Annotated in this window: 23 protein-coding genes; all 23 read right to left on the reverse strand. The window is 27.2% G+C overall.

The window, feature by feature from the left end; translation table 11 throughout:
• Positions 1-3: 3 nt before the first annotated feature.
• The gene (gene secY, locus D9V80_RS01995) at positions 4-1,332 is read right to left on the reverse strand and encodes a preprotein translocase subunit SecY (RefSeq protein ID WP_158353717.1); all 1,329 of its coding nucleotides are present in this window, start codon (positions 1,330-1,332) and stop codon (positions 4-6) included.
• A 5-nt stretch (positions 1,333-1,337) separates the two neighbouring features.
• Positions 1,338-1,790 (reverse strand): 50S ribosomal protein L15, encoded by a 453-nt coding sequence (rplO, locus tag D9V80_RS02000; RefSeq protein WP_158353719.1) that lies wholly within the window; start codon positions 1,788-1,790, stop codon positions 1,338-1,340.
• 5 nt (positions 1,791-1,795) lie between these two features.
• Positions 1,796-1,981, reverse strand: coding sequence for a 50S ribosomal protein L30 (gene rpmD, locus D9V80_RS02005; protein WP_158353721.1), 186 nt, complete (start codon positions 1,979-1,981; stop codon positions 1,796-1,798).
• 4 nt (positions 1,982-1,985) lie between these two features.
• On the reverse strand, positions 1,986-2,498 hold the full coding sequence (gene rpsE / locus D9V80_RS02010) for a 30S ribosomal protein S5 (protein WP_158353723.1): 513 nt from the start codon (positions 2,496-2,498) through the stop codon (positions 1,986-1,988).
• Between the two features lie 33 nt (positions 2,499-2,531).
• Positions 2,532-2,900 (reverse strand): 50S ribosomal protein L18, encoded by a 369-nt coding sequence (gene rplR, locus D9V80_RS02015; RefSeq protein WP_158353725.1) that lies wholly within the window; start codon positions 2,898-2,900, stop codon positions 2,532-2,534.
• Between the two features lies 1 nt (position 2,901).
• On the reverse strand, positions 2,902-3,438 hold the full coding sequence (gene rplF / locus D9V80_RS02020; protein ID WP_158353727.1) for a 50S ribosomal protein L6: 537 nt from the start codon (positions 3,436-3,438) through the stop codon (positions 2,902-2,904).
• A gap of 15 nt (positions 3,439-3,453) precedes the next feature.
• Positions 3,454-3,846, reverse strand: coding sequence for a 30S ribosomal protein S8 (gene rpsH / locus D9V80_RS02025; protein WP_158353729.1), 393 nt, complete (start codon positions 3,844-3,846; stop codon positions 3,454-3,456).
• 41 nt (positions 3,847-3,887) lie between these two features.
• Positions 3,888-4,193, reverse strand: coding sequence for a 30S ribosomal protein S14 (gene rpsN / locus D9V80_RS02030; RefSeq protein ID WP_158353732.1), 306 nt, complete (start codon positions 4,191-4,193; stop codon positions 3,888-3,890).
• A gap of 9 nt (positions 4,194-4,202) precedes the next feature.
• The gene (gene rplE, locus D9V80_RS02035) at positions 4,203-4,748 is read right to left on the reverse strand and encodes a 50S ribosomal protein L5 (RefSeq protein WP_158353734.1); all 546 of its coding nucleotides are present in this window, start codon (positions 4,746-4,748) and stop codon (positions 4,203-4,205) included.
• 18 nt (positions 4,749-4,766) lie between these two features.
• A complete protein-coding gene (gene rplX, locus D9V80_RS02040; RefSeq protein WP_158353736.1) occupies positions 4,767-5,081 on the reverse strand; it encodes a 50S ribosomal protein L24 in 315 nt (104 codons plus the stop codon).
• Positions 5,082-5,096: 15 nt separating this feature from the next.
• Positions 5,097-5,468, reverse strand: coding sequence for a 50S ribosomal protein L14 (rplN, locus tag D9V80_RS02045; protein WP_158353921.1), 372 nt, complete (start codon positions 5,466-5,468; stop codon positions 5,097-5,099).
• Between the two features lie 59 nt (positions 5,469-5,527).
• Positions 5,528-5,791 carry a 30S ribosomal protein S17 gene (rpsQ, locus tag D9V80_RS02050; protein ID WP_410051794.1) on the reverse strand — a complete coding sequence of 88 codons (264 nt, stop codon included), beginning with the start codon at positions 5,789-5,791 and terminating at the stop codon, positions 5,528-5,530.
• The gene (gene rpmC / locus D9V80_RS02055) at positions 5,784-5,984 is read right to left on the reverse strand and encodes a 50S ribosomal protein L29 (RefSeq protein WP_158353740.1); all 201 of its coding nucleotides are present in this window, start codon (positions 5,982-5,984) and stop codon (positions 5,784-5,786) included. Before rpmC ends, rpsQ begins: the two co-directional genes overlap by 8 nt.
• Positions 5,985-5,986: 2 nt before the next feature.
• Positions 5,987-6,397 (reverse strand): 50S ribosomal protein L16, encoded by a 411-nt coding sequence (gene rplP / locus D9V80_RS02060; RefSeq protein WP_158353742.1) that lies wholly within the window; start codon positions 6,395-6,397, stop codon positions 5,987-5,989.
• Between the two features lie 4 nt (positions 6,398-6,401).
• A complete protein-coding gene (gene rpsC / locus D9V80_RS02065; RefSeq protein ID WP_158353744.1) occupies positions 6,402-7,118 on the reverse strand; it encodes a 30S ribosomal protein S3 in 717 nt (238 codons plus the stop codon).
• 20 nt (positions 7,119-7,138) lie between these two features.
• Complete coding sequence (gene rplV / locus D9V80_RS02070; protein ID WP_158353746.1) at positions 7,139-7,483, reverse strand: 50S ribosomal protein L22; 345 nt, start codon at positions 7,481-7,483, stop codon at positions 7,139-7,141.
• A 48-nt stretch (positions 7,484-7,531) separates the two neighbouring features.
• Positions 7,532-7,810: a 30S ribosomal protein S19 gene (gene rpsS, locus D9V80_RS02075; protein WP_158353748.1), complete on the reverse strand. Its 279-nt coding sequence runs from the start codon at positions 7,808-7,810 to the stop codon at positions 7,532-7,534.
• A 19-nt stretch (positions 7,811-7,829) separates the two neighbouring features.
• Entirely contained in the window at positions 7,830-8,651 is an 822-nt protein-coding gene (gene rplB / locus D9V80_RS02080; protein ID WP_158353750.1) for a 50S ribosomal protein L2, read from the reverse strand.
• Between the two features lie 17 nt (positions 8,652-8,668).
• Positions 8,669-8,971 (reverse strand): 50S ribosomal protein L23, encoded by a 303-nt coding sequence (rplW, locus tag D9V80_RS02085; protein WP_158353752.1) that lies wholly within the window; start codon positions 8,969-8,971, stop codon positions 8,669-8,671.
• The gene (rplD, locus tag D9V80_RS02090; protein ID WP_158353923.1) at positions 8,968-9,573 is read right to left on the reverse strand and encodes a 50S ribosomal protein L4; all 606 of its coding nucleotides are present in this window, start codon (positions 9,571-9,573) and stop codon (positions 8,968-8,970) included. The genes rplW and rplD overlap by 4 nt, the downstream gene beginning before the upstream one ends.
• A gap of 19 nt (positions 9,574-9,592) precedes the next feature.
• Complete coding sequence (rplC, locus tag D9V80_RS02095) at positions 9,593-10,222, reverse strand: 50S ribosomal protein L3 (protein WP_158353925.1); 630 nt, start codon at positions 10,220-10,222, stop codon at positions 9,593-9,595.
• Between the two features lie 38 nt (positions 10,223-10,260).
• The gene (rpsJ, locus tag D9V80_RS02100) at positions 10,261-10,572 is read right to left on the reverse strand and encodes a 30S ribosomal protein S10 (protein ID WP_158353754.1); all 312 of its coding nucleotides are present in this window, start codon (positions 10,570-10,572) and stop codon (positions 10,261-10,263) included.
• A 286-nt stretch (positions 10,573-10,858) separates the two neighbouring features.
• Positions 10,859-12,043: an elongation factor Tu gene (tuf, locus tag D9V80_RS02105; RefSeq protein ID WP_158353757.1), complete on the reverse strand. Its 1,185-nt coding sequence runs from the start codon at positions 12,041-12,043 to the stop codon at positions 10,859-10,861.
• Positions 12,044-12,053 lie beyond the last annotated feature (10 nt).

Genomic DNA, 12,053 nt, shown 5'->3' on the forward strand with positions numbered 1-12,053 from the left:
TGTTTATATATTTTTACCAAAATATAAATTAGATTTTTTCATGATTGAAGCATATTGTGTAGACATAATTAAAGTTTGTACCTGAGAAATAAACTCGATAATAACCACTACAACAATTAATAATGAAGTACCACCAAAATAAAAAGGAACTTTTAATATTATTCTTAACATTTCTGGTAGTAAACAAATAAAAGTAATATACATTGAACCAATGCAAGTCAATTTTGACGTAATCATATTAATTTTTTCTGCTGTTTTTACTCCAGGACGAATACCAGGGATAAATGCTCCAGATTTTTTTAAATTATTTGCTGTTTCCATCGGATTGAATAATAAATCTGTATAAAAAAAACAAAAAAAAACTATTGAAAAAACATATACAAATGTATATAAAGCATTACCAGGAAAAAAAAACTGAGAAACAATTACCAAATATTTCCAATTTTTTATTCCATTAAAAAAAGAAATAAAAGTAGAAGGAAATAACATAATACTAGATGTAAATATTGCAGGCATAACTCCAGAAATATTAATTTTCATCGGTAAATAAGTTTCTTGAGCAGCATACAATTTTCGACCTTGATGTCTTCTAGGATATTGTACAAGAATTTTTCGTTGACTTTTTTCTATAAATACAACCAAATAAATTATTGAAACAATTGATATACAAATGAGAAATAAAAAAAAATTATCTAATACACCTATTTTAATTGTATTAATAGTATTCATAACAGCATTAGGTAAACCTGATACAATACCTGAAAAAATAATTAAAGATGTTCCATTTCCTATTCCCTTTTCAGTAATCATTTCACCTAACCACATTAAAAACATTGTACCAGCAGTTAAACTTAAAATAGAAGTGAAATAAAAATTAAAATCTACTTTAATAATTAATCCCTGTATCCCTGGAATATTGGGTAAACCAAAAGATAGACCAATAGATTGTAATAATGATAATAATAATGTTATATAACGAATATATTGATTAATTTTATTATTTCCAATTGATCCCATTTTTTTTAAATCAGAAAAATAAGGATAAATAAAAGTCAATAATTGTACGATTATAGAAGCTGAAATATATGGCATAATTCCTAATGCAAAAATAGAAGCACGACTTAAAGCACCTCCAGAAAATACATTAAAAATTTCAATAATTGTTCCGGTTTTACTTTTTAATAATTGAGATAAAATTGCAGTGTTTATTCCTGGTATTGGAATAAATGATCCAATTCTAAAAATTATTAATGCCCCAATTACAAAAAAAATTCTATTAATAAGTTCACTAAATTTACTTTTATTATTTTTTATATTTATTTTTTTTTTCATTTGTTTTATTTTTTTATATGACTTATTTTTTTAACAATACCACCTGCTTGTTGAATATTAATTAATGCTCCTTTAGTTACTAATAATCCTTCTATAATTAAAGGAACATTAATTCTTCCACAACGAATAATTTTTACTGATTCTATGTTTTTATTAATTAAATTATGTTCTTTTAAAGTATTAATAGTAATCTTTATACCAGAAAATTTTTTTAAATCAGATAAACGCACTTCTGTTATATATTTCTTTTTTAAAGAAATAAAACCAAACTTTGGTAAACGACGGTATAATGGTGTTTGCCCCCCTTCAAAACCTCTACGAATATTGCATCCAGTTCTAGATTTTTGTCCTTTATGTCCTCTTCCTGCTGTTTTACCAAAACCACTTCCTATGCCTCTTCCAACTCTTTTAGATTTTTTTTTAGATCTTTTATGTGGAGAAATATTATTTAAGTACATAACAATTATGTTACCTCTTCTACCGTTAACATATAAGAAATTTTATTAATCATACCTAATATAGAAATATTTTTTTCTCTAATGACAGAATCACCTATATGGTGTAAACCTAATCCAGTTAAAGTTGCTCTATGTTTTTTAATACAACCAATTGCACTTTTTTTTTGTGTTATTTTAATAAATGATATCATAATTTTACTCCAATATTTCCGACACTTTTTTATTTCTTTTTGCAGCAATCATAAATGGAGATTTCATTTTTTCTAATCCATTGATAGTTGCTCTCACCACATTAATGGGATTAGTAGAACCATATGTTTTTGCTAAAACATTATGAATGCCAGCTACTTCTAATACTGCTCGCATAGCTCCCCCTGCAATAATTCCAGTACCTTCAGAAGCTGGTTTCATAAAAATATTGGAACTAGTATACGAACTTGTAACAGTATGTTGTAAAGTATTATTTTTTAATGGAATATTAATCATATTCCTTCTAGCTTTTTCCATAGCTTTTTGAATTGCAGATGGCACTTCTCTTGCTTTTCCATACCCATATCCAATTTTTCCTTTACCATTTCCAACTACTGTTAAAGCAGTAAAAGAAAAAATTCTACCCCCTTTTACTGTTTTAGATACACGGTTTACTGCAATTAATTTTTCTTTTAAATCATTATTATTATTAACTGAAGTTTTATCAAACTTTGCCATTATTATATTTAACACCTTTTATTTAAAATTAATTTAAAATATTAGTCCAGTTTTACGTGCAGCTTCTGCTAATTTTTTTACTCTTCCATGATATTTAAAACCAGATCTATCAAATGCAATTTTTTTTATACCTTTTTTTATTGCCCGTTCTGCAATTAAATTACCAATCATTTTTGCTGCTATTGTATTACCAGTATATTTTAAATTATTCTTAATAATTTTTTCTAAAGTTGATGCAGAAGTTAAAACTATATCTGAATTAGGAGCAATAATTTGAGCATAAATATGTTTAGAAGTACGATGTACCACTAACCTTACAATGTTTAAAGCTCTAATTTTAGATCTTAATTTAAGAGACCTACGTTTACGCATAATAATTTTTTTGTTTTTAATACGTTTCATATTACTTCTTTTTTGCCTCTTTAATTCGAATAATTTCGTTTTCGTAACGAATTCCTTTACCTTTATAAGGTTCTGGTATTCTATATTTTCTCAAATTAGCAGCTACTTGACCAATTAAGCGTTTATCAATGCTTTTTAATACAATCTCATTTTGAGATGGAACTACAACAGATATTCCATTTGGAACAATATATTTAATTATATGTGAATAACCTAAAGATAAATGTAATACATTTTTTACAAGAGTAACTCTATAACCTACTCCTGATAATAACAATTTTTTTTGATATCCTTGAGTTACTCCTATAATCATAGAAAATAATAATGAACGTGTTGTTCCAGCTTGTGCCCATGCATTTGCTGTTTCTTGATGAACTGAAAAAATTAATTTATGATAATTAGTCAGAATTACTTTTACTAAATTATGTATATTATATTTTAATCTTCCCTTTGTTCCAGTAATTGTAATAAATTGTTTTTTTACAACAACATCAGTATTTACTGGTACTGTAATAGGAAGTTTAGCAATACGTGACATTTTTTTCTCCAAATATTATGAAACATAACAAAGTATTTCACCACCTATTCCTATTTTTCTTGCTTTTTGATCTGTCATTACTCCTTTAGAAGTTGATATAATAGAAATTCCTAATCCTTCTAAAATTTTAGGAATATTATTTTTTTTTCTATATATTCGAAGACCAGGAGTACTAACTCTTTGAATAAATTCTACTACCGGTTTACCATGAAAATATTTTAAATATATTTCTAATATTTTAATTTTTTTTATTTTTACTTCAAAAGTATCAATATACCCTTCTTCTTTTAAAACATGAGATATAGATAATTTTAAATTAGATGAAGGCATAGAAACAGAAACTTTACTTGCTTTTTGAGCATTTCTAATTCTTGTTAACATATCAGCTATAGGATCTTGCATACTCATTTATTTTACATCCTTTTAAAAAATATAAATAAACAAAATTTTTACCAACTTGCTTTTTTTAAACCAGGTACTTCTCCTCTCATAGCAGCTTCTCTTAATTTTATTCTACTTAATCCAAACTTTCTTAAAAAAGCATGCGGTCGTCCTGTTTGTTTACATCTATTTCGTTGTCTTATTGGACAAGCGTCACGTGGAAAACGTTGTAATTGTAACATAGCATTCCAACGTTTTATATCAGAAATTTTTGTATCTTTAATAATTGATTTTAATAATAATCGCTTTTTAAAAAATTTTCTTGCTAATTTTACTCGTTTTACTTCTCTTGCAATCATGGATTGTTTAGCCATAAAATAATCCTAAAGTTTTTTTTTAAAAGGAAAATTAAACATTTTTAATAAAATATAAGCTTCTTCATCTGATTGTGCTGTCGTTGTAATTGTTATATTCATACCTCGAATAATATCAATCTTATCATAATTTATTTCTGGAAAAATTATTTGCTCTTTAATTCCTAAATTATAATTTCCTCTTCCATCAAAAGATTTTCTAGAAAAACCTCTAAAATCACGAACTCTGGGTATTGCTATGGAAATAAGTTTTTCAAAAAAATCCCATTTTCTACTTCCTCTTAAAGTAACTTTACAACCCAAAGGATACCCTTTTCTAATTTTAAAAGCAGCAATAGATTTTCTTGATTTAGTAATAATAGGTTTTTGACCAGAAATTAATTTTAAATCCATTAATGCATGATCTAACACTTTTTTTACAACTGAAGCATTTCCGACTCCTATATTTAAAGTAATTTTACTAATTTTCGGAACTTGCATTATTGAAGTATATTTAAAAATTTTTTTTAACTGCAATACAATATTTTTTTTATAATATTCATACATATTTTCCATATTTATTTTAATTCCCAATTATTGTACAATTTCTTTATTGGATTTAAAAAATCGAACTTTTTTTCCATTCACAAAACGAAATCCAATTCGATCAAATTTATTAATTTTTTCATTAAATAAACCTACATTAGATACATGTATTGGAGATTCCATTCTTATAATACTTCCAATTTGATTTTTTTCAGGAATAGATTTTTTATGTTTATTAACCATATTAATCCCTTCTACAAGAATCTTAGAATTATTTATAATACGTAATACAATGCCAATTTTTCCTTTATCTTTTCCTGATAATATCATTACTTTATCATTTTTTCGTATTTTAGATGCCATATATCATCATCCTTTTTATAATACTTCTGGAGCTAATGAAATTATTTTCATAAATTTATCATTTCTTAATTCTCTAGTAATTGGTCCAAAAATACGAGTACCCACTGGTTGTTCAGTTGTGTTATTTAATAACACACATGAATTACTATCAAATCGAATAATAGAACCATCATTTCTTCTAATTCCTTTTTTAGTTCGAACAACAACTGCTTTTAAAACTTCTCCTTTTTTTACTTTACCCCTTGGAATAGCTTCTTTTATTGCAATCTTAATAACATCTCCAATATTTGCATAACGACGACGAGATCCTCCTAAAACTTTAATACACATAGCAATTTTAGCACCAGAATTATCCGCAACATTTAAAAGCGTTTGTTCTTGTATCAAAATACACCTACCTTGTTTAAATAATGTCATTTTAATAATATTATTTATATAAATAAAAATTAATATGATTCAGTAATTTGAATTTTTTTAACTATTCTTACTAAAGTCCAAGATTTTGTTTTAGAAATAGGACGACATTCCTTAATTTCTACAACATCCCCAATAGAACACTCATTTTTTTCATCATGTACATGTAATTTCGTAGTTTTTTTAATAAACTTTTTATATAATCGATGTTTTATAATTTTTTCAACATGAACAACTAATGATTTCTGCATTTTATTGCTAAAAACAATTCCTTGTAATGTTCTTACATTATTCATTATGATTATTTTTCCTTGTTTTTGTAATCATAGTGTGTATAAAAGCAATCTTTTTTCTCACTTTTTTTATTAAATGAGTTTGTTTTAATTTTCCAGAAGATAATTGCATTTTTAAATTAAATTGTTCTCTTAAATAATCAGATAAATTTTTTTTTAATTCTGCAATATTTATATTTTCCTTAATCAAATTCATATTTAATAAATCTCTTTATATACAAAAACAGTTTTAATAGGTAGTTTAGATGCAGCTAATTTAAAAGCTTCTCTTGATAATTCTTCAGAAATACCTTTAATTTCATAAATTATTTTTCCAGGTTGTATTAAGGCTACCCAATATTCCACACTTCCCTTTCCTTTTCCCATACGAACTTCTAATGGTTTTTGAGTAATTGGTTTATCTGGAAAAATTCTAATCCAAATTTTTCCTTGTCTTTTAATATAACGAGTAATAGTTCTACGAGCAGATTCAATTTGACGAGCGGTTAAACGACCTCTTGTCATTGCTTTCATTCCAAATGTTCCAAAAACAACATTACTATTCATTACAACACCACGATTTCTACCTTTATGCATTTTTTTAAATTTCGTTTTTTTTGGCTGTAACATTCTTTTACTTCCTGTTTTTCATAACAGATTTACGATATATTTTTTTCTTCTTAAATACAACATCAGTATTACGATGATATATTTCTTCCATTCCACCCAAAATTTCACCTTTAAAAATCCATACTTTAACACCTATAACACCATAAGTAGTATGAGCTTGTGAAGTATTATACTCTATATCTGCACGTAAAGTATGTAATGGAACTCTTCCTTCTTTATACCATTCTCTTCGAGCAATTTCAGCCCCACCTAATCTTCCACTTACTTCAACCTTAATTCCTTTAGCACCTTGTCGCATTGCATTTTGTACAGCTCTTTTCATTGCTCGACGAAACATAATTCTTCTTTCTAATTGAGCTGCTATTGCATCTGCAACTAATTGTGCATCTAACTCTGGTTTTTTCACTTCAAAAATATTAATTTGAGTAGGTAACGCAGTTATTTTACTAATTGAATGTCTTAATTTTTCAACATCTTCACCTTTTTTACCAATTACAATTCCTGGTCTCGATGTATATACAGTAACTTTAATATTTTTTGCCGCTCTTTCAATTAAAATTTTAGAAATTGAAGCTTTCACCAATTTTTTTTTTAAAAATTGTCTTATCTGATAATCACTATACAAATTTTGAGAAAAATTTTTTGAATTAGAAAACCAAACCGAATTCCATGTTTGTACTATACCTAAACGCATACCATGAGGATGTACTTTTTGACCCATTATTTATACCTTTATTTTATTTATTTTTTATGATTAATACTAGATAATATAATTGTAATATGGCTAGTACGTTTTAAAATACGATCAGCTCTTCCTTTAGCTCTAGGCATCATTCTTTTCATACTTGGTCCTTCATCAATAAAAATTTTTAATATAAACAAATCATCTACATCTAATCCATAATTATGGTCTGCATTGGCAATCGCAGTATTTAAAACTTTTTCTACTAATTTTGCCGCTTTTTTTTGTGTAAAATTCAATATATTTAAAGCATTAGATACACGTTTTCCTCTAATCAAATTCGAAACTAAACGCACTTTTTGCGCTGATGATCTAACTTGTTTACATTTTGCCACAATATCCATATTAAAGTACCTTTAAGTAAAAAATATGTATTAAATATTTCTTTTAATTTAACGTTTTTTTACCTTTTTATCAGCTGTATGTCCTCTATATGTTCTCGTAATAGAAAATTCTCCTAATTTATGTCCTACCATTTCTTCTGTAATAAAAACAGGAATATGTTGACGACCATTATGAACAGAAAATGTCATACCAATCATATTGGGAAAAATAGTAGATCTTCTAGACCATGTACGAATAGGTTTTTTATCTTTGTTATGCATTACTTTTTCAATTTTTTTTAATAATTGATGATCAATAAATGGTCCTTTTTTAAGCGAACGAGGCATTTAATACTCCTTATACAATTTATCGTGTACGTCTACGAATAATAAACTTATTTGTTCTTTTATTTTTTCTAGTTTTTTTTCCTTTTGTTTGAATACCCCATGGAGTTACTGGATGTTTACCAAAATTTCTACCTTCTCCACCACCATGAGGATGATCAACAGGATTCATTGCAGTACCACGTACTGTTGGTCGAATACCTCTCCATCTAGAAGCCCCTGCTTTTCCATATACTTGTAACATATGTTCTGAATTACCTACTTCTCCTATAGTTGCTCGACAAGAGGATAAAATACGTCGCATTTCTCCTGAACGTAATCTTACAGAAACATAATGAGATTCACGAGCAATTAATTGAGCATAACTACCGGCTGAACGTACCATTTGCCCACCTTTACCAGGTCTTATTTCTATATTATGAATAATAGAACCAATAGGAATTTTAAACATAGGAAGAGTATTTCCTAATTTAATTTCAGCATTTTCTCCTGAAATAATTTTATCTCCTACTTTAATATTTTTAGGGGCTAAAATATAACTTCTAAATCCATCTTGATATAAAATTAAAGCAATATTTGCAGAACGATTCGGATCATATTCTAACCTTTCAATATGTGCATAAATATTATCTTTATTTCTTTTAAAATCAATACTACGATATAATTGCTTGTGACCTTTACCAATATGTCGTGTAGTAATTCTTCCTCTATTATTTCTTCCTCCACTACGATTTTTTTTATTTAATAATGCTTTAAATGGTTTACCAGTATATAAATCTTTATTCACTATTTTAACTAAATGTCTACGACCAGGAGAAGTTGGTTTACACTTAATAATTGACATATTTATTATCCTTTTTACTACTGCTTACCACTTATAAGATCTAATTTTTGTCCTTTTTGTAACGTAACAAATGCTTTTTTCCATTTTTTTAATGCACTAAGTTTACCTTTATGTTTTTTTCGTTTTCCTTTTACAACTAAAGTATTAACACTTTTGACTTTTACAAATAAAATTTTTTGCACAGCTTCTTTAATTTCTATTTTATTCGCATCCTTTAACACTTTTAATATAATAGTATTTGTTTTTTCTAAAAAAATAGAAGATTTTTCTGACACTTTTGGTGCATATAAAATTTTTAATAACCTAGATTTAAGAATCATGATAAATTCTCCTCTATTTTTTTTATGGCTTTTACTGTAATAATTACTTTTTTAAATGAAATTAAACTAATTGGATCTATTTTAAAATATTCTTTTACATCAAATTTATGTAAATTTCTTACTGCTAAACTTAAATTTTTATCACATTTATCAACAATAATTAAACCTTCTTTTAAGTACATTGAATGTAATTTTTTAATTAATAATTGAGTTTTAGGTAATTCAAGAGAAAAACTGCTTAATAAATGTAATCTTTTTTGTCTAATTAATTCAGAAAAAATACTTCTCATCGATTCTTTATACATTTTTTTATTTACTTTATGTATATAACTTTTTGGTTTTACTGCAAAAGTAACTCCACCTGAACGCCAAATTGGACTTCTGATAGAACCAACTCTTGCTCTTCCTGTTCCTTTTTGTCTCCAAGGTTTTTTTCCAGAACCAGAAACTTCTGCCCTACTTTTATTAGCACGACTACCACTACGCTTACCAGAAGCATATGCTACAATTACTTGATGAATTAATGATTCATTAAAATTACGACCAAAAACGGAGGTGTTTACTTTTAAGATATCTTTTGTATCTTTTGAAATTAATTCTATAATACTCATACCTCTCCTATTAAACCTTAATAGCTGGTTTTATAATAAGTTTACCGTTAATAAATCCTGGTATTCCTCCTTTAACTAATAAAATTTTATCATCAACATCTATACGAATTACTTTTATATTTTGTATCGTAACTCGATGTGCTCCTAAATGACCAGCCATTTTTTTACCTTTAAATACTCTTCCAGGTGTCTGATTTTGTCCAATAGAACCAGGAGCACGATGAGAAAGAGAATTTCCATGAGAAGCATCTTGAGTTCTAAAATTCCATCTTTTAACAGTACCAGAAAAACCTTTACCTTTAGAAAATCCTGTTATATCAACTTTGTTAATTGTTTCAAAAAAATTAATTTTGATCAAATCTCCTAAATTATAATTTGAAATTTTTCCTATACAAAATTCCCACAAACCAATACCTGGAGTTACCCCTGATTTTTTAAAATGTCCTAATTCTGGCTTAGTAATTTTATTAAATTTTTTGATACCAGTAGTAACTTGAATATAAAAATCTCGACTCATTTTATCTATTTTAATTTGTGTAACATAATGATCATCAATTTTAATCACGCTAACAGGAGTAGATATTCCATCTGTATTAAATATACGTGTCATTCCAATTTTTTTTCCAACTAAACCCATCATAATTTTACCTTCATAAATTACTATTCCAATAAAAAATATCATCCTAAACTAATTTGTACGTCAACACCAGCAGCTAAATCTAGTCTCATTAATGCATCAACTGTTTTTTCTGTTGGTTCAACAATATCAATTAATCTTTTATGAGTACGAATTTCATATTGATCTCGCGCATCTTTATTTACATGAGGAGAAATCAAAATTGTAAAACGTTCTTTACGAGTAGGAAGAGGTATTGGACCTCGTACTTGAGCTCCAGTTCTCTTAGCAGTTTCCACTATCTCAATAGTAGACTGATCAATTAATCTATGATCAAACGCTTTAAGACGTATACGAATTCTTTGGTTCGGCATAAGCCAAAACTCCAATTTTTTATTTAAATAATAATGAAAAATAATATAATTAAGTAATTAATATATGAAATAATTTTGTTATTTTTATATTCCAAAAAAATATTTATTATAGATTAATGTGATTATATGATAACTTTCATTATTATTTTATAATTAAACGATTATTGTCAATATAACAATTTTATATCAAGAAAAGAGCTTAAATCTTTCCCCTTTCCTTGATTTTTTTAAAAAAATAACTATTTTTATTATAGTTTTTATTAAAAAAAAATACAAATTAATTCTTTTAATCCATAATCTTAGCAACTACACCAGCGCCTACAGTTCTACCTCCTTCTCGAATTGCAAACCGTAATCCTTCTTCCATTGCAATAGGATTTATTAAAGTAACTAACATTTCAATATTATCTCCAGGCATCACCATTTCAACATTTTCTGGAAATTCAATAGAACCAGTAACATCAGTTGTACGAAAATAAAATTGAGGCCTATAACCTTTAAAAAAAGGTGTATGTCTACCACCTTCCTCTTTAGATAAAACATATACTTTAGATTGAAATTTAGTATGAGGATGTATACTTCCCGGTTTCGATAAAACTTGTCCTCTTTCTATTTCATCTCTTTTAGTACCTCTTAATAAAACTCCAACATTTTCCCCAGCTCGACCTTCATCTAACAATTTTCTAAACATTTCAACACCAGTACATGTAGTTTTTACTGTAGGTTTAATTCCTACAATTTCAACTTCTTCTCCAACTTTAATAATTCCACGTTCTACACGACCAGTAACTACAGTCCCTCTACCTGAAATAGAAAAAACATCTTCTATAGGTAGAAGAAAAGGTTTATTTATTGCTCTTTTTGGTTCTGGAATATATGAATCTAACAAATTAGATAAATCAATAATTTTTTCTTCCCAAACTGAATCTCCTTCCAATGCTTTTAACGCTGAACCTCTAATGATTGGAGTTTCTTCACCAGGAAAATCATATTGAGTTAATAAATCCCGCACTTCCATCTCTACTAATTCAAGCAATTCTTCGTCATCTACCATATCACATTTATTTAAAAAAACTATAATATAAGGAACACCCACTTGACGTCCTAACAATATATGTTCGCGAGTTTGAGGCATTGGTCCATCAGTCGCTGCTACTACTAGTATAGCTCCATCCATTTGTGCTGCACCAGTAATCATATTTTTTATATAATCTGCATGACCAGGACAATCAACATGAGCATAATGTCTATTTTTTGTATCATATTCTACATGTGAAGTATTTATAGTAATACCCCTTGCTTTTTCTTCTGGGGCATTATCAATTTGTTCAAAAGCACGAGCAGAACCACCATATTTCTTTGCAAGAACAGTTGTAATCGCTGCTGTTAAAGTAGTTTTTCCATGATCTACATGTCCAATTGTTCCAACATTAATATGTGGTTTAGATCGTTCAAAAATTTTCTTAGACACAATTTATACT

The sequence above is a fragment of the Buchnera aphidicola (Thelaxes californica) genome, from assembly GCF_005080825.1.
GTDB classification, from domain to species: domain Bacteria; phylum Pseudomonadota; class Gammaproteobacteria; order Enterobacterales; family Enterobacteriaceae; genus Buchnera_I; species Buchnera_I aphidicola_V.